The organism is Streptomyces sp. S465, assembly GCF_026898115.1.
Lineage (GTDB): Bacteria > Actinomycetota > Actinomycetes > Streptomycetales > Streptomycetaceae > Streptomyces > Streptomyces luomodiensis.
This window is the reverse complement of the sequence record NZ_CP114036.1, coordinates 6,321,970-6,345,542: the sequence shown is the minus strand read 5'-3', so window position 1 is coordinate 6,345,542 and position 23,573 is coordinate 6,321,970. Positions and strand designations below refer to the sequence as shown.

16 protein-coding genes are annotated in these 23,573 nt (G+C 70.1%); 7 read left to right on the top strand and 9 right to left on the bottom strand.

All coding sequences use genetic code 11. From position 1 onward, the window contains the following. Positions 1 to 16: 16 nt before the first annotated feature. Positions 17 to 1,054: a CBS domain-containing protein gene (locus tag N6H00_RS26945; protein ID WP_268974406.1), complete on the bottom strand. Its 1,038-nt coding sequence runs from the start codon at positions 1,052 to 1,054 to the stop codon at positions 17 to 19. Between the two features lie 8 nt (positions 1,055 to 1,062). Continuing rightward, the gene (locus N6H00_RS26940) at positions 1,063 to 2,871 is read right to left on the bottom strand and encodes a DUF262 domain-containing protein (protein WP_268974405.1); all 1,809 of its coding nucleotides are present in this window, start codon (positions 2,869 to 2,871) and stop codon (positions 1,063 to 1,065) included. 122 nt (positions 2,872 to 2,993) lie between these two features. Here N6H00_RS26940 and brxD point away from each other — a divergent pair, with 122 nt between their 5' ends. Further along, positions 2,994 to 4,331 (top strand): BREX system ATP-binding protein BrxD, encoded by a 1,338-nt coding sequence (brxD, locus tag N6H00_RS26935; RefSeq protein WP_268974404.1) that lies wholly within the window; start codon positions 2,994 to 2,996, stop codon positions 4,329 to 4,331. After that, positions 4,328 to 6,469 carry a DEAD/DEAH box helicase gene (locus N6H00_RS26930; protein ID WP_268974403.1) on the top strand — a complete coding sequence of 714 codons (2,142 nt, stop codon included), beginning with the start codon at positions 4,328 to 4,330 and terminating at the stop codon, positions 6,467 to 6,469. The genes brxD and N6H00_RS26930 overlap by 4 nt, the downstream gene beginning before the upstream one ends. 246 nt (positions 6,470 to 6,715) lie before the next feature. On the opposite strand, the gene N6H00_RS26925 is transcribed toward N6H00_RS26930, so the two are convergent. The 3 genes from N6H00_RS26925 to N6H00_RS26915 all read right to left on the bottom strand — a co-directional run bounded on the left by N6H00_RS26925 (position 6,716) and on the right by N6H00_RS26915 (position 12,962). Further along, the gene (locus N6H00_RS26925; RefSeq protein ID WP_268974402.1) at positions 6,716 to 11,638 is read right to left on the bottom strand and encodes a DUF3320 domain-containing protein; all 4,923 of its coding nucleotides are present in this window, start codon (positions 11,636 to 11,638) and stop codon (positions 6,716 to 6,718) included. A gap of 168 nt (positions 11,639 to 11,806) precedes the next feature. Then, positions 11,807 to 12,211, bottom strand: a complete 405-nt coding sequence (locus N6H00_RS26920; protein ID WP_268974401.1) for a DUF427 domain-containing protein — start codon at positions 12,209 to 12,211, stop codon at positions 11,807 to 11,809. Positions 12,212 to 12,308: 97 nt separating this feature from the next. Next, a complete protein-coding gene (locus N6H00_RS26915) occupies positions 12,309 to 12,962 on the bottom strand; it encodes a MarR family winged helix-turn-helix transcriptional regulator (protein ID WP_268974400.1) in 654 nt (217 codons plus the stop codon). 121 nt (positions 12,963 to 13,083) lie between these two features. On the opposite strand from N6H00_RS26915, the gene N6H00_RS26910 reads away from it, so the two are divergent. Then, positions 13,084 to 15,531 (top strand): MFS transporter, encoded by a 2,448-nt coding sequence (locus N6H00_RS26910; protein ID WP_268974399.1) that lies wholly within the window; start codon positions 13,084 to 13,086, stop codon positions 15,529 to 15,531. A 206-nt stretch (positions 15,532 to 15,737) separates the two neighbouring features. On the opposite strand, the gene N6H00_RS26905 is transcribed toward N6H00_RS26910, so the two are convergent. From N6H00_RS26905 to N6H00_RS26890, 4 genes are all read right to left on the bottom strand, one after another. Beyond that, positions 15,738 to 15,974, bottom strand: a complete 237-nt coding sequence (locus N6H00_RS26905; RefSeq protein WP_268974398.1) for a hypothetical protein — start codon at positions 15,972 to 15,974, stop codon at positions 15,738 to 15,740. Between the two features lie 32 nt (positions 15,975 to 16,006). Then, positions 16,007 to 17,308, bottom strand: coding sequence for an MFS transporter (locus tag N6H00_RS26900; protein WP_268974397.1), 1,302 nt, complete (start codon positions 17,306 to 17,308; stop codon positions 16,007 to 16,009). An 84-nt stretch (positions 17,309 to 17,392) separates the two neighbouring features. After that, on the bottom strand, positions 17,393 to 17,959 hold the full coding sequence (locus N6H00_RS26895) for a GNAT family N-acetyltransferase (RefSeq protein ID WP_443073049.1): 567 nt from the start codon (positions 17,957 to 17,959) through the stop codon (positions 17,393 to 17,395). Positions 17,960 to 18,233: 274 nt separating this feature from the next. Further along, the gene (locus tag N6H00_RS26890; RefSeq protein ID WP_268974396.1) at positions 18,234 to 19,370 is read right to left on the bottom strand and encodes a ferritin-like domain-containing protein; all 1,137 of its coding nucleotides are present in this window, start codon (positions 19,368 to 19,370) and stop codon (positions 18,234 to 18,236) included. A 191-nt stretch (positions 19,371 to 19,561) separates the two neighbouring features. On the opposite strand from N6H00_RS26890, the gene N6H00_RS26885 reads away from it, so the two are divergent. The 4 genes from N6H00_RS26885 (at position 19,562) to N6H00_RS26870 (ending at position 23,214) form a co-directional block, all read left to right on the top strand. Further along, on the top strand, positions 19,562 to 20,491 hold the full coding sequence (locus N6H00_RS26885; protein ID WP_268974395.1) for an AurF N-oxygenase family protein: 930 nt from the start codon (positions 19,562 to 19,564) through the stop codon (positions 20,489 to 20,491). Between the two features lie 314 nt (positions 20,492 to 20,805). Continuing rightward, the gene (locus N6H00_RS26880) at positions 20,806 to 21,495 is read left to right on the top strand and encodes a TetR/AcrR family transcriptional regulator (RefSeq protein ID WP_268977125.1); all 690 of its coding nucleotides are present in this window, start codon (positions 20,806 to 20,808) and stop codon (positions 21,493 to 21,495) included. A 54-nt stretch (positions 21,496 to 21,549) separates the two neighbouring features. Continuing rightward, the gene (locus N6H00_RS26875) at positions 21,550 to 21,816 is read left to right on the top strand and encodes a hypothetical protein (RefSeq protein WP_268974394.1); all 267 of its coding nucleotides are present in this window, start codon (positions 21,550 to 21,552) and stop codon (positions 21,814 to 21,816) included. A gap of 129 nt (positions 21,817 to 21,945) precedes the next feature. After that, positions 21,946 to 23,214, top strand: a complete 1,269-nt coding sequence (locus N6H00_RS26870) for a C40 family peptidase (protein WP_268974393.1) — start codon at positions 21,946 to 21,948, stop codon at positions 23,212 to 23,214. Positions 23,215 to 23,573: the final 359 nt, after the last annotated feature.

The window sequence follows — 23,573 nt, the reverse complement described above, 5'->3', positions numbered from 1 at the left end:
CCCGCAGCGACCGGCCTCAGGTGAGCTGCCGGAGCAGACCCACGAACTGGCGCAGTTCGTCGGTCCGCCTCTTCGACAGCGGTTCGGGTTCGAAGTGCGCGATCCTGTTGCGGACCGCCCGCACCCGGTCGAGCTGGTGCACGAACTGAATGCGGTCCACCCCGGTCCAGCCAAGGGCCTGCCAATTCTGGTCGGCGAGGGGGCAGAAGGCCGGGTTCTGCTGGTGCCCGTCGAGAAGCTTCACATAGCCGTTGAACATAAGATCGGTTATCTGACCGGTCTTCTTGTTCTTCGGCTGCACCGCGCGAATGTTCTCGGGGTCGAGGGCCGCCCCCAGGCACTTGCGGAGCCGGAACTCGATCTCTCCGACCACGAAGAAGGGCCATGCCGTCGCATCGAAACGCTCGGTGATATCCGCACCTGTGACAATTCCGGTGAACTGCCCGCTGTTGTCCCTCACGAGCACATAGCCGTACTCGCTGATGATCGGCAGGAGGGAGAAGAAGTCCTGACGGGGGCTGGCGATCGGCGGGGCGTCCACCAAGGCGTTGGCCAGGGTGATCGCTGCGTTGGTCTCATACATCTTGGCCACCGAGCTCCAGGTGACGACGCCATGCAGAGTCGTCCTGCCGTCGATGACGGGCACCTGCGAGTAGTTCTTGGTGCGCATGAGGTAGGTGGCTGTGGTGACCTGCGCGTCCGACGGCACGCAGTCGACCCCGCCGGACGCGGCAGGAAGGTCCCCGATCCGGAAGGAGTGCGGAGGCAGCGCTCCGGCCGTCAGTCCATCCAGCTCCTCCTCTTCCTCCTGATCGTCCGGCTCCTCCTCCGGCTGCGGAACGGATTCAAGAGGCACGATGTGGACATCGGCGCGGCCGTTGCAGTTGGCGAAGTAGGGGACGGTGGAGAGGCCGGCATCCTTCAGCGTCTGCGTGATGAACAGCACAGCCTGGTCGCTTCGCACCCGCGTCCCGAAGAGCGCGAGGAGATCTTTCACCGGGATCTTCTTGCCCTTGAGCGCGAGGAGCTGTTCCTCGGACGGCGTCTGCGGCATGACCCCGCTCACCAGCCCGCCGTGTCACGGAAGACCGTGCGCTTGCCCATGGCAGACCTCACCAGGTCAAGCAGCTGCAAGGCACGGTTCTCGTAAAAGCGCTCGAAGTCCGCCTCGTGCAAGGTGGACGGGTCGATGAGATGAGTGGCGAGGACATCGTCGAACCACTCCGGGCGCATCCCGGACTCCAGCGTGAGCGACTTGAGGTAGACGGCGGGAGACCCCACGAGACTTCGGCTCGCCCGGAAGGACAGCGGCGTCTTGTTGACGATGGAGTTCGCCTTGGCCGATTGCGCCGAGGCATTCTTGGCGATCCATCCCTTGGGGAAGATCTGCCGGACGTCCACGTTGTACTCGATCAACCGGCCCGCCGTCAGGGGCGCCTCGGTGAAGTACCAGTCCACCGCACCCTGCTTGACCAGCAGCGCGTAGATGCCCTTGTATGCGGCGCTGTTGCGGGTCGTGAGGCTGTCCAGCCGGTCGTCCAGGAAGGCGGCTTCGGTGATCGTGTCGGGGATGGTCCCTTCCTCACCGCGGAGCCAGCCGATGAGCTGCTCAACGTCGCGCGTGAAACGGCTCTCGGTCGATCCGCCGTACATCTCGCCGAGCACTCCGCACCAGTACCACTGGGCGATCCGCTCATCCGAGCCAGGCGTGTCCAGCTCCTCTCCGAGAACGGCGCGGACGGCGGCCAGCGGCACGAGCTGGGTGCGGTACGGAAGGTCCGCCGTGCGGACGATGCACTGCTGCTCCAGGAACGCCCCCACCCACTTGAACGCCTCCGCCACCCGTGGCGCCAGGCGCCGGAAGTCAGTGAGCGGCAGCCGCAGCAGGTCGCGACGCTTGCAGGACACCGCGCTGCGCTGCCCGGCCTGCTTCTCCTCCCAGGTACGGACGAGCGCGACAGCCTGCAGGAAGTCGCTGCTGCTCAAACCGTCCTCGACGCCGGCCTCCATGCGGCCGAACACCGGGTAGGACGACGTCAGGTCCTTCTTGATCTGCTCCCACTCGACCGGAAGCCGGTAGTAGTCGCCGCGCTCCGCGACATGCTCCTGGTTGCCCGCGTAGGTGGCGGTGAGCAGCTCGAAGACGTTGAGCGACACTCCGCCGGTGTTCACCCGTTCGAAGACGGCACACACGGCGTCCATCGTGGTGGAGGCCGGGAGCTTGATCATGGGCACCTGGAACTGCGTCACGTGGTTGAGGACCTGCTCCTGGAACGTGCTCCAGGTCTCCCAGTTCGCCCCGTCCGCCTTCACGAACTCCTGCAGCCACTGGGTCACGCGCTGCATGTCGAACACGATGTGGAGCGGGAAGAAACCGGTCGCGCACTCCTTCTCGACCGTGCTCAGATCGAGGACGACCTTGCGGGCGAAGTCGCTCCGGAGAATCCGGTCCTCGGGCACGGAGACGACCGCGTCGTCACGGTCCGCCGGTGCTCCGATGGCCTTGGCGATGTCGATGTAGTACCAGCGCTTGAGGTCCTTCCCCCGCGCGTCCACCGTCTCAACCGGTTGATCCCGGTACAGGGACTGGTACAAGGAGGTCATGCGCTGCTGACCGTCCAGGAGCAGTAAGTCCGGCGTCGTCCCCTCGGCGCTCTCCGCACCGCTCAGCGTGCGGGGCTTGAACTGGGCCGTTCCACCAGTCTGCAGCGCCATCACGACACCAAGCGGATATTCGAGCGTCACGGTCGCAATAAGGGCCCTGATGCGTTCGTCATCCCATTTCCATTCACGTTGGAAATCAGGTAACTGAAGGGCTCCGGATGCGACGTCCTTGAGAACAGCGCCTAGATTGAGGCCGTCGAGCGCCACGCTGGGTCTTCTCCCCGATTGAAGCTGAACGGTGAACGTACGATTGCACCAAGTGACCAACCGCGCGTCAAGTGCGATGACGGGCCCGCCTGCACCGCCTGCCGCAGTGGGAGACTGATGGGGTGAGTACCGACAGCCCCGGCCGAACCGGACCCGTCAGCGCGGCCCGGCGCCGTGATGTCATCGACGCCCTTCGGCGTGGCGCCGTCCCCGAAAGCGGGCTCGACCTCCTCGCAACAGGTCTGGAGCGATTCGAGAAGGCGCTCGACGCGGAACTCGGCGCGGTTGAGTCGGGGGCGTCCGTCTTCAAGGCGGTCCGCGGTGAGTACGGCTCGGGCAAGACGTTCTTCACCCGGTGGCTCGGCGAGCGCGCCAAGCGCCGCAACTTCGCCGTCGCCGAGATCCAGGTCTCCGAGAACGAGACACCCTTGCACAAACTGGAGACCGTCTACCGTCGGCTCACCGAGCGGCTGGCCACACCCAGCTTCCCGCCCAGTGCCCTACGACCCGTGGTGGACGCCTGGTCCTACACCTTGGAAGAGGACGCCCTCGCCGGCGGAACCTCGGAAGAGGGGCTGCCCGACGAGGTCGAGAGGCTGATGACGGCCCGGCTCGTCGAAGTCTCCCGGCACGCCCCCTCGTTCGCCATCGCGCTACGGGGATACCGGAATGCTCTCGCGGCGGGAGACGAGGCAACCGCGTCAGCGGTCATGGCCTGGCTGGGCGGACAGCCGCACGTGGCCGCCGCGGCACGCAAGGCGGCCGGGGTGCGAGGCGATCTGGACCACTTCGGCGCCCTCGGCTTCCTGCAGGGCCTCCTGACCGTGCTGCGCGACTCCGGGCACGCCGGACTCCTCGTCGTCCTCGACGAGGTGGAAACGCTCCAACGGGTCCGCTCCGACGCACGCGACAAGGCACTGAACGCACTGCGCCAGCTGATCGACGAGGTGCACTCGGGGCGCTTCCCAGGGCTCTACCTCATGATCACCGGGACACCGGCGTTCTACGACGGGCAGCAGGGCGTACAGCGGTTGGCACCGCTGGCTCAGCGCCTGGCCACCGATTTCAGCACCGATCCCCGCTTCGACAATCCACGCGCCGTGCAGCTGCGGCTGTCCGGCTTCACACTCGACTCGCTCATCGGCCTGGGGCTGACGATTCGGGATCTGTACGCGAGTGGCTCGTCGAGCCCGGACCGCGTCAAGGCTCTCGCGGACGAGGCCTATATCGCCGATCTCGCCAAGGCCGTGGGCGGGGCGCTGGGCGGCAAGGTGGGTGTGGCGCCCCGGCTGTTCCTGAAGAAGCTCGTCGGCGACGTACTCGACCGCATTGATCAGTTCGAGGAGTTCGACCCACGCGAGCACTACGCCCTCACTGTGCGCACGTCGGAGCTGAGCGAGGTCGAGGCCAACGCCGCAGCGGCTGTGAGTGCCGATAACATCGCGCTGGAGCTTCCGTGACGGAGGCGCCCGGGGGCTCCGATCCGCTGGACCGCCTGCACCGGGGATTGGTCCACCACATCGTGAATTCCCTGGGCTGGCCCGGCCTGCGGCCACTCCAGCAAGAGGCGATCGCACCGCTGATGGACGGGGCGGACGCGGTGCTGCTGGCGCCCACCGCCGGCGGGAAGACCGAGGCGGCATGCTTTCCTGTCCTGTCGCGGATGGCGGAGGAGAGCTGGACCGGCACTTCGGTGCTGTACGTCTGTCCGCTCAAGGCCCTGCTGAACAACCTGCTGCCCCGGCTGGAGACGTACACCTCGTGGCTGGGACGCACCGCAGCCCTCTGGCACGGCGACATCCCCCAGACCCGCCGCAAGCGCATCCTGCGTGACCGGCCGGATGTCCTGCTCACCACTCCGGAGTCCCTGGAGGCGATGCTGGTCAGCGCCAACGTCGACCATCGTGCCTTCTTCTCGGGTCTCCGCACCATCGTCGTCGACGAAGTACACGCCTTCGCGGGCGACGATCGCGGCTGGCATCTACTGGCCGTGCTGGAACGGCTGGAACGGGTGGCAGGCCGGTCGGTCCAACGCGTCGGTCTCTCCGCGACGGTGGGGAACCCGCAAGAGCTGTTGACCTGGCTTCAGGGGTCGGGGGCCGGCAAGCGCACAGCACGGGTCGTCGCCCCCCATCTGCGGGAGAAGGCACCCGCTCTCCCTCCTCCCGGCGACATCGAACTCGACTACGTGGGTTCGCTGGCCAACGCCGCGACCGTGATCGCGGCGCTGCACCGGGGCGAGAAGCGTCTGGTCTTCTGCGAGGCGCGCCGGGATGTGGAGAAGCTCGGCGAAGCGCTGCGGGCGAAAGGCGTGACCACCTTCCTCTCGCACGCCTCACTGTCCGCGGACGAGCGGCGCCGGGCGGAAGAAGCCTTCGCCGAGGCCCGCGACTGCGTGATCGTCTCCACGAGCACACTGGAACTCGGCATCGATGTCGGTGATCTTGACCGGGTCATCCAGATCGACGCACCCGCCACGGTCGCCTCGTTCCTCCAGAGACTGGGCCGCACCGGGCGGCGCCCCGGCTCACAGCGGAACTGCCTGTTCCTGGCAGTGGACGAATCCGGGCTGCTGTCGGCGGCAGCCCTTCTCCTGCTCTGGTCCCGCGGCTGGGTGGAACCGGTCGTCGCGCCGCCGGAGCCCCGGCACATCACGGCCCAGCAGGTGCTCGCCCTGTGTCTTCAAGAGCACCAGGTCGGGGACCGGCTGTGGCGGGACTGGTGGGGCGGGCTCGGCCCGTTCGGGACGTCGGCGGAGCCGATCGTGCGCCATCTGCTCGACGAGGGCTACCTGAATCTGGACGGTGGGCTGATGTTCATCGGCCCGGAGGCGGAACAGCGCTTCGGGTTCCGGCACTTCATGGATCTCACGGCGGTATTCACCGCCGCCCCGGAGTTCACCGTGCTGTCCGGCCGTACCCAGATCGGGACCACGGACCCCGCCTTGCTCACTGACGAGATCGTCGGACCGCGCCGACTGTTGCTCGCCGGACGAAGCTGGCAGGTGACCTACATCGACTGGTCACGACGCCGCTGTTTCGTCGAGCCGGTGGACGGGGGCGGAAGGGCCCGCTGGGGTGGCGTCGGCTTCGCCCGGGGCGCCTCGTACGAGCTCGCGCGGGCGGCACGGGAGGTGCTGCTCGGCGCGACACCTTCAGTCGCACTCACGCGGCGTGCCGAGGGCGCACTCGCCCAGGCTCGCGAGGCGAGCACCGACCTTGTACACCCCGGCGGCACTGTGATCATGCGGGGTGGGCGGGACACGAACGTCCGCTGGTGGACGTGGGCGGGCTACCGCGCCAATGCCACCCTCGCCGCCACGCTCACCTCGGTCGCCGACCCCCTCCAGCGCCCCACGGACGCGTACGTCCGGCTGCGCGAGGACATCACGCCGCAGGAGTGGAAGAAGGCCGTCGCCGAGGGCGCCGAGCACCTGTGCCTGCCCTCGGTGGATCCGCGCGCCCTGGCCGGGTTGAAGTTCAGCGCCGCCCTTCCGCAACGCCTCGCGGAGGCGACGCTGGCCGCCCGCTTGGCCGATCTCGACGGAGCGTCCGCGGCACTCCGTGAACCGGTCAGGTTCGCGACGTGGAGTGCGTGACGGGGAGGCCGTGTGTCAGCGGCGTGCCGTAGCCTCCAATGCGCCTCTGGCCACGCTGTGTGCCACCGACCAGGCCGGCTTCGGTCAGGTCGGTTGCTCGCGGGATGGTGGGCACCGTGATCTACTCCACCGACGCCGAGACGCGGGCCAAGTTGCGCGAACTCGTCCAGGCCGAGGCCAAGGCTCCGGAGCCGGTGGGCTGACGGTGCCCTGACCGGCTTACCGGACTCGCCGGAGGGGCCGGACTCACCGCACCACCGTGATCCGGCCCTCCGCGCCGACGAACACGCCCTGTGCGTACAGCTCGGCGACATCCGCTTCCAGTGCGGCACGGATGTCCTGGCCCAGGCGCCGCCAGCCGAAGAAATCGCAGGCCTGACGCAGCAGTTCTTCACGCGACATCCCGGGGCATTCGGCCGCCAGCTCTCGGAGGGCGAGCCGCCGTTCGGCCGGGGCGATGTGGGCGGCCTGGCGTGGGGTGGTGCCGTGCGCCGGGTGGCGGGCCTTGAGGTCCTTCCCATCCGCCGTACAGAGGAAGTCGCCATCCACCGTGACCTTGCCCGCCCGGCCCAGACCACGCACCACCTGCCTGATGTTCTCGCGGATCCTGGAGCCCGCCCTGGCCACACCCCACGCCTCGCGGGCACGCTGCACCAGCAGTTCTTCGTGGATGGGGCCTTCGGCCTCGATGACCTGGGTCAGGATCCGGCGCAGCGCGGGCTGGGCCTCTGGGGTGTGGAGTTCGGCCGACGGCGTCACGAACACCTCGGGTACCGCGTACGGAGCGCTCCAGGGGCGGTCGGGCTCCCTGTCGACGGGGACGCGATCGTGCTTCACGGCGGTGGGGCCGGGGTCCGGGTTCGGCGTCGGCTGGGCCGGGACAACCGGGTTGGCCTTCTCAGGGGGCAGCGGCTCGTCGGCCGAGACGGTCAGCGGGTCCGTCGCGACGGCCCGCTCGACGGCCTTCCGTAGCCGCTCCTCGGCGGCGGCCCTCCCCCGGTACCAGTCCGTGCCCCATATGCGGTGAAGCTTCCACCCCAGTCCCCGCAGGACCTCTTCGCGCAGCCGGTCGCGGTCGCGAGCCACCTTGGAAGAGTGGTACATCGCCCCGTCGCACTCGATGCCCAGGGCGTAGGTGCCCGGCGCGTCGGGGTGGCGCAGGCCCAGGTCGATACGGAATCCGGCGACGCCGACCTGCGGCTGGACCTCGTGTCCCCAGCTGCGCAGCACTCGCAGCACCGACTCCTCGAAGGGGCTCTCGGGTTCGGCGTCGGCGGCTTGCACCACGTCCTGGGCGAGGACGTCGGGGCCGTTCTCCGCGTACTGGAGGTAACGCTTGAGGTGCTGGACGCTCTTGTTCTGGCTGTCTCCGAGGCTGCCGCCATGGAAGGACGCGACGACCTCCATACGGTGGCGAGCGCGGGTGACGGCCACGTTGAGCCGGCGCCAGCCGCCGTCCTTGTTGATGGGACCGAAGTTGAGGGCGAGCTTGCCGTGTTCGTCGGGGCCGTATCCGATCGACATGATCATGACGTCGCGCTCATCGCCCTGCACCGATTCGAGGTTCTTGACGAAGAAGCCGTGCAACCGGTCCTCGGTGAAGCAGTGGTCGAGGTCGGGTCGTGCCAGGAGGGCCTGCTGGACCGCCAGCTCGATCGCCGATGCCTGGGCCTGGGACAGGGCGACGACGCCGAGGGTGCGGCCGGGGCGGGTGTCGAAGTGGTGAATGACACGCCTTGCCACGGCTTCCGCCTCGATACGGTTGTCCCGTCGTCCGCCCCGGTCGTACGTACCGCCCACCGGGAAGAAGCCGACGCCCACGTCGTTGCCCTGGTCCAGGGCGCCGGGGAAGGTGACCATCGAGTTCTGGTAGAACTCCCGGTTGCTGAAGGTGATCAGGTCCTCGTGGCGGCTTCGGTAGTGCCAGCGCAGGGGCAGCACGTTCAGGGCTCCGGCCTTGCAGGCATCGAGCAGGGATTCGAAGGAGTCGGGCACGCCCTCGTCGTACTCGTCACCGTCGTCCTCGACGGCCGCGTCGAAGAACGACGTCGGGGGCAGCTGCTTCTCGTCTCCGGCGACGACGAGGGAATCGCCCCGGTAGATGCAGTTGATCGCGTCGGCGGGACGCACCTGCGACGCCTCATCGAAGATGACGACGTCGAAACGGTAGTCGGATGGCAGGAACTGGCTGACGGTCAAGGGACTCATCATGAAGCACGGCTTGATCGTCCGGACCACTTCCCTGGTCCGGCCGAGCAGTTCACGGACGGGCATATGGCGACGTCGCAGCTCTGCCTGCCGGATGATCACCCTGCCCGCACCACTGCCGAAGTTGCGGGGCCTGCGCCGATTGCACGCCTCGATCACCGCACCGCCGGCCGCCTCGACCAGGCGGCGGTCGGCTTCCTGGAAGCCGGCGACCCGCGCGTCCAGGTCAGCGGAACGGGTCGTGCGGAGCCTGTCGTCGGTGTCGAGGAGCCGGTCCGCCCATGCCTTGAGCAGGGCATGTTCCACGACGTCGGACAGCCGCTCCGCGGGGATACCGCGCTCTGCCGCGCGGGGCACAAGTTCATCGACGCGGTGGCGGGCCAGCACCTCCAGCCCGTCCCGGTACGCCTGCCACTCTTCCGGGCCCTGTGGGTCCGCCAGAAGCGCGTCCACAACCTGCTGGGCCTGCTCAAAAGTGCCCAGTAACGCGGGGGAAAGCTGCGCTCGCCGGGTGTCGCCGAAAAGTCCGAGGAGTGTCGTCACCGCGTCCGACCAGCGGCCGACGCGGTGCGCCACGGCATCGCACCAGTCGGTCAGGGAGTCCCGCGCGTTCCCGGCCAGCAGTCCCGGCAGCGGGTCCGGGACGGAGCCGCCATCGGCGAGGTACGAGGCGACCCTGTCCCGGTGCTCGATGCCTCCGGAGAGATCCGCGATGCGATCCGCCGTGGCCAGTGCCCGGTCGAGGGCGGGGAGGTCCGCTTCGGTACGAGGTGTGTAGCGGCCGAGGAGCCCGCCGTGCCGGTCGGTGAGGCGAGCCACCTCGGCGGCGGCCCGCTGCCAGGCCAGGGCGTGGTCGAGGCGGCCTATGAGCCTTTTGTGCCAGACCCCGTCCCGGGTGAGCTCCGCGACAGCCGCCCGGTCGGCCTTGTACTGGGCGGAGAAGCGGCCCGTGATGCCTCGGTGCTGCTCCGCGAAACGCCGCACGAGTTCCGGCAGCCCGGTGGCCGTGAGGATCCGCTCCCCGAAGACGTCGTCAGCCGCACCGCGCGCGTCGGCGAGTGCGGTGAGCGCCCGGCGCAGCTCCTCCGCGGCCGCATGGGCCTTGCCCAGTGTTTCGGCGTCGAACCACGCGCGCGGTGGCCGCTCGGTGGCGGAGGCCAGATCCGTCAGCGCGAACAGCGTGAACGCACCCTCGGCGCTGCCCGGCTCACGGGCGCCGAGGCGGTCGGCAAGCTGGGCGAGCGTGCCTGAGACGCCCTCGGGGAGCCCGGCGGACTGGACCGAGTCGCGGTCCGGCAGTCCGGCTCTGAGTGACTCCGCGACCCGTTCGAGGTCGTGCACGGTACGAGGTTCGTCGATCGCCGCCGCGAAGGGCCTGCGCTCACCGGCCGTACGCAGCGCGGCCAGCGCCTCGGCGGCATCCGACGCCGCCGCCATCGCCGAGGAACCCACCAGCCCGCGCCAGACAAACGCCTCCCCCTCGACCGCCGGCCGCCAGGCGCGGCTGATGGCCTGGGCAGCCGCGATGGCGTCCTGCAGTGCCCCGGCGCTCAGGGTGCCGACTGCCTCTCGATGGGCAGCGCTCAGGGGAAGCTGCGGAGTTGCGTCCTGTTCGAGGAGGACCAGACGCCCCAGGACGTCGTGCAAGCTGCGCCCCAGGGGCTCACGCACCTGATTCATCGCCGCCGCGTAGCGGGACAGCTCCTCGCGCAGCCGGCGCGCCCGCTCCAATTCGTGCTCGGCGGCTCCGGTGACTCGTGCCTCGGTGGTGAGCACACGGGCGAGTTCCGTCGCGACAGCCTTCTTGGCAGTGTCACCGCTGTGCAGGGAGAGGACGAAGTCGCCGAGCCCGACCTCGCGCAGCCGGTTGCGCACGACGTCGAGGGCGGCGGCTTTCTCACTGACGAAGAGCACCGTGCGGCCCGAGTGCATCAGTGCGGCGATCATGTTGGTGATGGTCTGGCTCTTGCCTGTCCCGGGCGGGCCGTTCATCACGAAGGAACGCCCGTCGAGTGCCGCCGCGACACACTGACGCTGGGACGCGTCGGCGTTCAGGACCAGAGGGATCCGCTCCGGAAGCTGGATCTCGTCGATACGGTCCAGTTCGGGCGGCTCGAACTCAATCGCGTCGGCGGGAAGCTCCGAGTCGGGGCCGAGCGCGACGGCACGTACCAGAGGATGTGCCAGGATACGGTCCTCGTTCTGCTGGAGGTCCTGGTACATGGCCTCCTTGTACGAGGAGAAGAGGCCGAGCACCACCCGCTCGTCGACCGACCAGCCGTCCTGCCGGGCGGCGATGTGCCGCGCCGCGGTGAGTACCGGACCGAGATCGGTGACGTCCTTGGCCGTCACCGGAGACCAGTCGATGCCCAGCCGGTCGCACTTCACTTCCAGGGCTGGATTGTGGACCGGTTCCTGCCCCTCCGCCGGATACAGCCGGACCCGGCCGGTCCGTCCATCGCGGCGCAGCTCCACCGGGACCAGCAGCAACGGGGCCGAGCTGGTCTCCTGCGCACCCGCTTCCCGCCAATCGAGCATGCCCACGCCCAGCCACAGCACCCACAGGCCGTAGTCGTTGTACATCTGAGCGGACTTGTTACGAAGAAGACGGAGAGCCCCGTCCAGTGCCGTCTGCCGGGTCTTCTGAGTGAGGAGTCCGCCGCTCGGCATCTCCCCACGGCTTGTCGGTAAGGACAGAGGCAGCGTCTCCTCGTCGCCGTTCTCGCCTTCCTCGATGGGAGCGAAGTCCCAGCCTCGTGCCAGACCGTTCAGCACGGCCGTGGCATCGGGCGACGTGATTTCCAGCGTGGCGGTTCTGGTGTGACGGAAGTTCAGCAGTCTGTTCCGTCCGCCCATATCGATCAGCGCACCACGCCAGCCGCCGAGGACCGCCTTCAACCGGTCCAGACCGGGTTCGCTGATGCGTGGACGTGCGGCACCGGTCGCCGGCCGGGGTGTCATACGGGCAGTACCTCCACAGGAGCGAGAACGCGCACATGGGGACGATCCGCTGACGAGAGGCCCCCGACACCGTATCTACCAGCCCAGTACACGCAACACACCTCAAACGGTGACTCCGATGCCAATCGGACGCTTTCGCATCAGGCCACGGTCGCGCCGGCGTGATGGCTACTCCGTCTCCGTCACCTCGATCGTGGCGGCCTTGTCGTAGAAGGACAGATGGTCCTTGATCTGCGCCACGTTCTCCTTCGGCTGCGGGTACGCCCACACCGCGTCCGGCCGGGGCTCCGTTGCGTCGCCCGCCGCGCCGCGGTAGGTCCAGTAGGCGGCCTCGCCCTTGAAGGGGCAGGTGGTGTGGGTGTCGGTGGGCTCGAAGAGGGTCAGGTCCACGTCCTCCGGCGGGAGGTAGTAGCGGACCGGGAGGCCGGTCTCGTGGACCAGCAGGGGGTGGGTCGTCTCGGCGACGACGCGGCCGTCGATCGTGACCGTGACGTGCTGCGAGCCGCGTTCCACGGCCACGCGGTGTCCGCCGCCGGTGCCGGTCGTCGGGGGGTGGGAAGCGGGGGTGGGCATGTCGTCCGGCCTCCTCCGTGTGCGTTGGGTGTCCGGAGTGTTTGCCTGTCCATCTGCGGCAACGCACGCGGCGCCGCCGTCATTCCGGAGATCGGCGTCATTCCGCGGAACGTTCTGCCTCGCTCGGCTCGCTCGGCTCGCGGGGCCAGGCCCGGCCCTCCTGGCGTTCCACCTCGCGGTTGAAGCGGGTGAGGACGTCCTCCAGGCGGGCCACGTCCTCCGGGGGCCAGGATTCCAGCAGCCGGGACAGGTCGGTCTGCCGACACGCGCGTTCCGCCGCCATGCGGTCGGTGCCCTGCGCGGTGATGCGGAGCTTACGGGCCAGGCCGCCGTCGGGGTCCGGGATGCGTTCGACGAGGCCGGCCCGGAGCAGGGCGCCGGTCTGGCGGTTGACGGTCGAGACGTCCAGCTGGAACGCGTCGGCCAGCTGGCCGATGGACATCGCTCCCTCGGCGTCGAGGCGGGAGAGGAGCAGATAGCCGGAGCGGTCCAGGCGGGTGGTGCAGGTGGCGGGTGCCGTACCGGCTTGCGTCGCGGCGCTCGTACCGGTCGCGGCGCTCGTACCGGTCGCGGGCTTCGTACCGGCCTTCTTCGTCGTCCCCCGTTCGCCCGTCGTCGCCGGTTCCCCGGGGCCGTCACCCGCCTCCGCGGCGGCGGGGACCTGGCCCTTGCGGTCGCGGGGTGTCAGCACTGAGCACCTGGCCACCAGCATCAGCTCGCGTTCCAGCCGCTCCAGCCGCCGATCCAGCACGATTCCTCCTCGCCTCCCCCGCGCTCATCTCTGGAAATGTGCACGATACACATCCTGTGTAGGATGCACATCTCTCATGCTTCCATCAATTTCCTCAACCTTCTTTGGAGGCGGCATTCGCATGCCCCAGTCAGCCCCACCCCGCGTCGCGGAACCTCTGAGCGCAGCGCCGCCCGGCACACCGCTTCCGCGCGAGGTCGGCGGCGGCTTCGTGGCGGTGCTCGCGTTCTGCGGCATCGCCGTGTCCGTGATGCAGACGCTGGTCGTCCCGCTGGTCACCGAGCTGCCCCAGTTGCTGCACACCACCAGCTCCAACGCGTCCTGGGTGGTCACCGCCACCCTGCTCGCCGGTGCCGTCTCCACCCCGGTCATGGGCCGGCTCGGGGACATGTTCGGCAAGCGCCGGATGCTGATGGTCGCGCTGGCGCTGATGGTCGTCGGCTCGCTGGCCTGTGCCGTCACCTCCAACCTGGTGATGATGGTGATCGGCCGGGCGATCCAGGGCGGGGCCATGGGGGCCATTCCGCTCGGCATCAGCGTCATGCGGGACGAGCTGCCGCCGCAGAAGCTGGGCTCGGCGATGGCGCTGATGAGTTCGTCGCTGGGCATCGGCGGTGCGCTGGGGCTGCCGGCCGCCGCGTTCGTGGCGCAGCACACCAGCTGGCATGTGCTGTTCTACGGGGCCGCGGGGCTGGGCCTGATATCGATCGCCCTGGTGCTCGCCGTCGTCCCGGAGTCCTCGGTCCGCACTCCCAGCCGCTTCGACATCGTCGGCGCGCTCGGGCTGTCGGCCGGGCTCGTATGCCTGCTGCTGCCCATCACCAAGGGCGGTGACTGGGGTTGGGCGAGCGGCACCACGCTCGGGCTGTTCGGCGCGGCCGTGGTGATCCTGCTGCTGTGGGGCGTCTTCGAGCTGCGCACCGCCGAACCACTGGTCGACCTGCGGACCACCGCGCGGCGTCAGGTGCTGCTGACCAACCTCGCCTCGATCATGGTCGGCTTCTCGTTCTACGCGATGTCGCTGCTCCTTCCGCAGCTGCTGCAACTGCCGAAGGCCACCGGTTACGGCCTGGGCCAGTCGATGGTCATGGCGGGGCTCTACTTCGCCCCGATGGGCGTGGCGATGATGCTGGTCTCCCCGCTGTCCGCGCGGATCAACGCCGCGAGCGGGCCCAAGGTGTCGCTGATCATGGGGTTGATCGTGATCGGCGCGACCTACGGGGCGGGCCTGGTGATGATGGACCACATCTGGCAGATCGTGGTGCTGTCCACGGCGCTCGGCGTCGGTATCGGCATCGCGTACTCGGCGATGCCCACGCTGATCGTCAGCGCCGTTCCGGCGGCCGAGACGGGTGCGGCGAACGGGCTCAACACCCTCATGCGGTCCATCGGCATGTCCACCTCCAGTGCCGTGGTGGGCGTGATCCTGGCGCACCAGACCACGGACTTCGGCGGGATCGCGCTGCCGGGCAAGGACGGCTTCAAGACCTCGTTCATGGTGGCGTGCGCGGCCTCGGTCGCCGGTCTGCTGATCGCCCTGTTCCTGCCCGCGCGGCGCCGCGCCGGGCTGACGGCCCCCGTGGCGGGCTCGGCTCCCCTGGCCACCTCGGCATCCCTGGCCGACTCGGCCCCCGACACCGCCCCGGTCCCCGTGGCCGCTTCGGTCTCCGCGGCCGCTTCCCACCCCGTGACCGGCCCGGCTTCCGTCGGTGCGGAGGCCGGTGCGAGGGCGGGCGCGGAGGACGGTGCGGAAGCCGGCGCGGCGGTCGGCGCGGTCCCGGCGGACGCGTCCGCCCTGACCGGCGGCGTCATCCACGGCCGTGTCCTCGGCCCCGGTGACACCCCGCTCGCCGACGCCGCCATCACCCTCATCGACACCAGCGGCCGTCAGCTCGGCCGTACCGTCACCGGCCCCGACGGCCGGTACCGCGTGCCCGCGCCCGACGCCACGAGCGTCGTCCTCATCGGCTCGGCCGCCGGGTACCAGCCGCAGGCCGCCACGCTGCTGGTGGCGGACCCGCCGGTGGTCTGCGATCTGCGGCTGTCCGGCGGGGGCGGGCTGACCGGGTCGGTACGGGCCGTCGGCGGCGAACCGCTGACCGGTGCGACCGCCACGGCCATCGGGCCCGAGGGCGAGGTGGCGGGATCGGCGGCCGCCGACGAGAAGGGCGAGTTCGCGCTGCCGGAGCTGGCACCGGGGACGTACACGCTCACCGTGGCCGCCGCCGGGCACCGGCCGTACGCCACCCAGGTCGAGCTCACCGCCGGTGAGCCGGTGCGCGTGGACGCCGAGCTGCGGCCCGCGGCCCGGGTCCGGGGCACCGTACGGGACCGGGACGGCCGGCCGCTGGGGGACGCACGGGTCTCGCTGCTGGACGCCACCGGCGACGTGGTCGGGCAGGTCATCACGGGTGCGGACGGGGCCTTCGGCTTCGAGTCCCTCATCGGCGAGCACTACACGGTGGTGGCCAGCGGCTACGCACCGGCCACCCAGCAGATCACGGTCGGCGGCCAGGAGGGTACCGAGCGGCGGGACGTGGACTTCCTGCTGGGCCACGGCGAGGAGTGAGACGGCGCCCTCGGCGCAGGCACGACACGTTCAGAAGTGAGTCATAGGGAGCAGCGCCCCCGGGCGCTGCTCCCGCTCATTAACCCTCCTCGCTCGTCCTCCTCGTTCCGCCTCCTCACTCCGTCTCCTCGTTCCGCCTTCTCATTCCGTCTTCTCATTCCGTCTTCTCGTTCCGTCTTCTCGTTCGTGCTCCTCACTCATCCTCCTCATTCGTCCTCCTCGGGGAGGCTCTCCCACGCGTCCCCCTTCCGGTACAGCTCGTAGCCCTCCTCGTCCGCGATGGACTCCGCCTGGGCACGGCTGCGGAGGGAGATCTCGTACGTATGGCTGTCGACGGTCGCGTGGACACCCGAGCCGTCGGTGACCGTCTCGATCGCATGCGTCTGGTAGATGACGCGTCCCGGCTCGCATTCGCTGAAGACCACGTGCATGCTCACTGCCATCGGACCCACTCCCGCAGACGAGTCCCCTGGTTTCAGGGTCTCACCTGCTCGCCTGGTCCACCTGGCCTGACGTGGCCGCCTGGCGCGGCCGCCTGATGTGGCCCCCGTCCGGCCGGGGGGCCGGCGGTCCCCCGCCTGCCGAAGAGCGCCACGTTCGCCAGGGCGAGAACCACCAGCCCGCCCCCGAACCACATCACGCCGCGGACCGCGATCCCGTCCGCCGCCCGGCCGCCGAGCAGCGCGCCCAGCGATATCGCCACGTTGAAGACGCCGACGAACAGCGCCGACGCCGCCTCCCGCGCGTCCGGCGCCGCGTGCAGCACCCAGGTCTGGCAGGTCACCGACACCCCGCCGTACGCCAGCCCCCACACCACCAGCAGGACGGCCGCCCCCGCCGTCGTGGCGCCGGCGACCGGGACCAGGAGTTCGGCCGCCGCCAGCAGGGCGAAGATGACCACGAGGGTGCGGCGCGGCTCGCGGTGGGCGGTGGTGCCGGCCAGGAAGTTCCCGGCGATGCCCGCCACGCCGTAGGCCAGCAGCAGCGTGCTGATCAGGCCCGTCCCGACCCCGGCGACGTCCTCGAGCACTGGGCGGACATAGGTGTACGCGCCGAAGTGGCCGGTGACCAGCAGCAGCGTGGTGATGAGGCCGATCCGCAGCCGGACGTTGCGGAACAGCCCCGGCACCTCGCGCAGCCGGACGGTCCCGGTCGCGGGCAGCGGCGGCAGGGTGACGGCCATGGCGGCGGCCACGGCCAGCGACAGGACGGCCATGGCGGCGAACGCGACCCGCCAGTGCACCAGATCGCCGATGAGCGTCCCGATCGGCACGCCGAGCACCGAGGCCACCGCGATCCCACTGAAGATCAGCGTGGTGGCGGGACCCGCGGACCGCTCGGGCACCAGCCGCACCGCGAGCCCGCCGGCGATGGACCACACCCCGCCGATGCTCACCCCGACCAGGACCCGGGCGAACAGCAGGACGGCGAAGCCGGGCGCGAGCGCGGACAGCAGATTGGCGACGGCCAGCAGCCCCATCAGACCGCACAGCACCAGCCGCCGGTCGAAACGGCCGACGGTGGCGGTGAGCAGCGGGGCGGCGAGCGCGGCGGTCAGGCCGGGCACGGTCATGGCCAGGCCCGCCGTACCGTCCGAGACGTGGAGGGCGTTTCCGATGGAGGTGAGCAGACCGACCGGCAGCATCTCGGTGGTGACGACCGAGAAGGTGCCGACCGCGACGGCGACGACGGCGAGCCAGGACCTGAGCGGCGAGCGCACCACGGGAGATGACCCGGATGTGCCTGCCGGAGCGGTGAGTTCCGTGCTACTGGTCATGTCTTTAGCGAACAGCTGTGCCCCTTCGGGGACAACGCCGAAGTTCTGACACTTCCATGGGCGGAACTCCCCGCCCCGCGCTGGTTACGCGCTGCCGTGACCCCGATCCGCCCCCGGCCCCACGTCCCGGTCCGCCCCCGGCCCCACGTCCCTGCGCATGCACACCCGTGGCCAGCGGTCCAGCCCGTGGCCGGCCTCACTGCGCCGGATCTCGCGGAGGCCGGGGGTCAGTTCGGCCTCGGTCAGGGTCCGGAAGCCGCACCGCGCGGCGTAGTACGGGGCGTTCCAGGCCACGTCGACGAAGGTGGTCAGGGTGAGCGCGGGGACGCCGTCGGCGGCGGCCCGCGCCGCGATGTGGTCGATCAGGGACCGCCCGACGCCACGGCGGGCGCTGTCGGGGTGGACCGAGACCTGCTCGATATGGATGTTTCCGTCGACGGGGTCGGTGATCAGGTACGCCATCGCCCGGTCGTCGTCGTCCACCGCGACCCAGGCCCGTCCGGCCCGCTGGTAGCGGCTCAGCTCGGCCAGGCTCAGGGGCTCGTCATCGGCGACTTCGTCCATTCCGATGTCCCGGAAGCAGAGTCCGGCGGCGCGCTCTATGTCCTGGAGGACGGGGAGTTCTTCCATGGTGCTCGTTCGAATCCGCACCCCACCATCATCCTCCGGCACAAAGGCGGCAAAGGCGTGCCCCCCACCGCCGTGGAGAGCACCCTTCGGCCGTTCCTTCATGCGTACGCCAACGGAACCGATGCCACCCCAATGACCTCGGTGTTCTCCGTCGGTGATGATCAAGAACTTACCAAGGACCGCCCCCTGGGGGGAACTTGAGGTGTCACATGCCGGACACGCTGGGTAGCCCGGTCCACCTGCCGCCGAAGCCGCTCACACGAACGGCCGAGGTCTCACACCATCGGCCGAGGTCTCACCCCTCGGCCGGTCCCTGGACGGGCGTTCCCTCGGCCGCGCCCTGGGCGATCGCCTCCTCGACCTCGCCCGTGCGCTCCGCCTCCTCCGCCGCGAAGCGCCGTTCGTCCATCCGCTCGGCCACCTCCTCGTCCTGGGCCATCAGCTGGTCCAGGTCGCTGTCACCGAGTTCCAGTACCCCCATGTCGACATATGCCCGCTGGAGCCGCTCGCCCCACAGCCCGATGTCCTTCACGCACGGGACGATCCGGCTGAACAGCAGCTTGCGGAACATGTGCAGGAACGGCGACCGCTCGCAGTACTCCTCGGCCTCGTCCTTCGGGACGCCGAGGTTCTCCAGTACTTCGACGCCACGCAGCCGGTCGCGCATCAAGTAGCAGCCCTGGATGACGAATTCCTCGCGCTCGCGCAGCTCCGCGTCGGTCAGCTGCCGGTAGTAGTCGCGCAGCGCCATCCGGCCGAAGGCGACGTGGCGGGCCTCGTCCTGCATGACGTAGGCGAGGAGCTGCTGGGGCAGCGGTTTGTCGGTGGTGTCGCGGATGAGGCCGAAGGCGGCGAGCGCGAGGCCCTCGATGAGCACCTGCATGCCCAGGTAGGCCATGTCCCAGCGGGAGTCGCGGAGGGTGTCGCCGAGGAGGGTCCGCAGATCGTCGTTGATCGGGTACAGCGTCCCGAGCTTGTCGCGCAGGAAGCGGCTGTAGAGCTCGGCGTGGCGCGCCTCGTCCAGGGTCTGGGTGGCGGAGTAGAACTTGGCGTCGAGGTCGGGCGCGGACTCGACGATCCGGGCCGCGCACACCATCGCGCCCTGTTCGCCGTGGAGGAACTGGCTGAACTGCCAGGCGGCGAAGTGATGCCGCAGCTCGCCCTTGTCCCGCTCGGTCATCCGGTCCCAGTGGCGGGTGCCGTGGAGGGCGAGCGACTCATCCGGGATGCCCAGCGGATCGTACGGGTCCACCTCCAGGTCCCAGTCGATCCGCTTGACCGCGTCCCACTGCTTGTCCTTGCCCTTCTGGTAGAGGGCGAGCAGCCGGGCGCGGTGGTCGTCGTACTCCCAGCTGAATCGGGCGGCGCCGCCGGCCGGCACCTGCCACAGGGGGTCCCCGGGGTCCATCGCGTAGAGCTCGTGCGTCGCCACCGACGCCTCCTTCGCCTCGCTCCCCCGTGAACGGATGCGTACTCGGCAGGCTCACACGTCCGTTACCGGCGGTCAATAAGACCTCGCCGAGGGATTGACGCCCTTGCTGACGCGCAGTCTCATAAGAGTGTATCCGTCGGTAACAGTTCCTGCCGGCGACTGTTCGAGCCATCAGTGAGGTGCCCTCAGCGATGACGACCACGACCGAATCACCCGCGCTCCGGGACGCGCTCGGGCTGATCAAGGACCGTGAACGGATGGCGGAACGGCTGCTTCAGTCGTCCGCCAAGCACTCCTTCGACCCCGACACCGAGCTGGACTGGGACGCTCCGTTCGAGCCCGGCAAGTGGTTCTGGCCGCCGGAGCTGGTCTCGCTGTACGACACGCCCATGTGGCGGCGGATGTCCGAGGAGCAGCGGCTGCTGCTGTCCAAGCACGAGGCCACGGCCCTCGCCTCGCTGGGCATATGGTTCGAGATCATCCTCATACAGCTGCTCACCCGGCACATCTACGACAAGGCCGCGACCAGCGCCCACGTCCGGTACGCACTCACCGAGATCGAGGACGAGTGCCGCCACTCCAAGATGTTCGCGCGGCTGATCGCCAGGAGCGGCACCCCGGCCTATCCGGTCCGCCCGCTCCACCACAACCTGGGCCGGTTCTTCAAGACGTTCTCCACCACGCCCGGTTCGTTCACCGCGACCCTCCTCGGCGAGGAGGTCCTGGACTGGATGCAGCGGCTGACCTTCCCCGACGAGCGCGTGCAGCCCCTGATCCGCGGAGTGACCCGGATCCACGTGGTCGAGGAGGCGCGCCATGTGCGGTACGCCCGCGAGGAGCTGCGCCGCCAGATGCTGCGCGCGCCGCGCTGGGAGGCGGAGCTGACCCGGATCAGTTCGGGGGAGTTCGCCCGGATCTTCTCGCAGGCGTTCATCAACCCCAAGGTCTACACGGATGTCGGACTCGACCGGCGCGCGGCCGTCGCTCAGGTGCGGGCCAGCGCCCACCGCCGTGAGGTGATGCGCAACGGCGCCCGCAAGCTCACCGAATTCCTCGACGACGTCGGGGTGATGCGGGGTGTGGGCGGCCGGCTGTGGAAGAGCTCGGGGCTGATGGCCTAGCCGGTCCGGAGATATGGCCAAGGGGGGTGTCCGCTTCGTACGGATGGGCGGTTACGCTGCCAGGCATGACGACAGGCAGCGGCACCGCTTCGGCACCCCCGGAGGCGACACCCCCGGCGGGGACGAGCGCCGCCGCGCGCCCGGCGGAGGCGAAGCAGCCCCCGGCCGCCGCGAACCCGTCCACGGCCGCTGCGAACCCGCCCGGGGAGGCCACCAACCCGTCTACGGAGGCCGCGAACGCGCCCGCGGAGGCCGCGAACGCGCCTGCGAAGGCCACGAACGCGCCTGCCGCGCGCCGGGGGAGCTATCGCAGGCTGAGCGTCGAGGCACGGCGCGCCGAACTCATCGCCGCCGCGCTCGGCCTCTTCGCCCACCGCGCCCCCGAGGACGTCTCGCTGGACGATGTGGCATCGGCCGCCGGTGCCTCCCGCCCGCTGGTCTACCGCTACTTCCCGGGCGGTAAGCAGCAGTTGTACGAGGCAGCCCTGCGCAGCGCCGCCGATGAGCTGGAACGGTGCTTCGAGGAGCCGCGCAGCGGCCCGCTCAGCGGTCGGTTGGGCCGGGTACTGAACCGCTACCTGGCCTTCGTGGACGAGCACGACGCGGGGTTCAGCGCGCTGTTGCAGAGCGGCAGCGTGGCCGAGACCTCGCGGACGAACGCGATCGTCGACGAGGTGCGGCGGGCGGCGGCCGAGCAGATCCTGCTCCATCTGGCGGTCCGGAAGCCCGGTGTGCGGCTGCGGATGATGGTCCGCACCTGGATCACGGCCGTCGAGGCGGCCTCGTTGATCTGGCTGGACGAGGAGAAGCAGCCGCCGATGGAGGAGCTGCGCGACTGGCTGGTGGACCATTTCGTCGCGCTGCTGACCGCCACCGCGACGACCGATCCGCAGGCGGCTCGGGTGATCCGGGCCGCGCTCGCGATCGAGCCCGCCGAGGGCCCGGTCGGGCGGCTGGCGCGCCGGGTGGTGCCCACGCTGGGCGAGGCGTCGCATCTGCTGTGACGGGTGTGACCGGTGTGAGATGTGTGGCGTGGGCGATGCTGTGAGACTGGTGCGGTGAGAAGCGAGGAGACGCCCTTCGTGGGCGGGCCGCTGGACGGCCGGGTGCTGCCGGTGCTGGTCGGCCTCACGGGCCAGCCGCCGAAGACCTACGAGGTGCCGGTCGAGGACGAGCACGGTGGGCCCCCGACGGTGTACGTCTACCGCAGGGTTCCGGCCGCCGCCTCCAAGCGGCTGGGCCTGGTCCGGGGCTGGCGCTACGAGTACGACCCGGAGGGAAAGCCGGGCGGCGGGCCGAAATGGCCGTGGTCCAAGCCGAGCTGACCGGCCCCGCCGGTCGGGTGACGGTATTCGTCCGACTCGCCCACAATTGTCCTGAAGATACGAACGTCATGCCACGATCCTGCTGAGCTGGACGCCGAACAGAGGCGTCACGGAGCCGGAGGTGATCACGTGTCAGGACGGATCGTGGGCTCGGTCTGCGCGGCGGCGATCACCGCGGCCGCCGCGCTGGTACCCGCCGTTCCGGCGGCCCAGGCGTCGGCCGTCGCCTCCCGCCCCGCCGACCGGTCGGTGTCCGAGCTGCTGACGCAGCTCAAGACGCTGTACCGGAAGGCCGAGGAGGCGACGGAGGCGTACAACGCGACCGAGGAGAAGCTGCGCAGACAGCGCGCCAGAACCAGGAAGCTCACGGCCGAGCTGGTCCGCACCCGTACGAAGCTCGCCGACAGCCACGACGACGCGGGACGGCTCGCCCGCCAGCAGTACCAGGGCCACACCGCGCTCTCCTCCTACTCCTTCCTGCTGACCCTGCTCACCCCCCACCCCGAGAACGCCGCCGACGAGGCGCGTGAGCTACAGCGGGCGGCCGGCCGCGAGGCCGCCCTGGTGGCGCGGCTGACCAAGGGCGAGCGGCGCGCCGACGCCGTCGCCACCCGGGCGCGGGCCGCGCTGGACAAGCAGCTGTCCCTGGTGTCGAAGCGGAAGAAACAGCGGGACAAGGTGAAGAAACGGCTCCGCGGGATCGAGAAGATGCTCGCCAGGCTGAGCGCCCGCCAGATCGCCCAGGTGGCGCTGCGCGAACGCGAGGAGACCGCCAAGGCGCAGCGCAAACTGATCGCCTCCGGGGCGCTCGGCACCGCGGACGCCACGTCGCAGGGCGCCACGTCGCAGGGCGCCGCGGGTCCGCCCGCTGCCGCCACCGGCGGCGGCACCGGCGGCAGCGGCAGCGGCGGCGCGGGCACCACCACGGCCCCCGGGACCGGCCAGGACACCCCGGCGGCGGAGGCCCCGGCCCCGACCCCGGGCACCACCGGGTCCACCCCACGGCCCCGCCGCCAGTCCCCCGGCCGCACCGGAATGGCATCGGCGGACGCCGGGAAGCGGGCGCTCGCCTACGCGCTGGCCCAGATCGGCAAGCCGTACGTCTGGGGCGCCGAGGGGCCGAACTCCTTCGACTGCTCGGGGCTGACCTCCTCGGCGTGGGCACACGCCGGGCGGACGATCCCGCGCACCAGCCAGGAGCAGTGGCGCCAACTGCCCCGGGTGCCGATCAGCCGGCTGCGCCCCGGCGATCTGGTGATCTACTACAAGGGCGCCAGCCATGTGGCGATGTACGCGGGCAACGGCCAGGTGGTCCAGGCGCCGCGCCCCGGCCAGCGGGTGAAACTCTCCCCGCTCGCCTCCAATCCGGTGCAGGGCGCGGTGCGACCGGGCGCCTAGCTCGGGCGCGACAGCGCGCTGCCGACGCCGACGGTCCCGGATGCGGCTCAGGCGCTGAGAGCGCTTGTGGCCCCGGAGACGGCCGGTGGCCCCGGAGACGGCTGGTGATCCTGGGGACAGCCGGTGATCCAGGAGACGGCCGGTGAGGTCAGGCGCGGCCGCTGACCCCAGGCACGGCCGACGACCCCAAGCACGGCCGGTGGTACCAGGCACGGCCCGTGGCCCCAAACACGACCGACGGTCCCGGAGACGGCCTGGTGACCCCAGGCACCGCCAGTGCCCCAAGCACGGCCGGTAACCCCAAGCAGGGCCGGTGGAGTCAGGCACGGCCGGTGGTACCAGGCACGGCCGGTAACCCC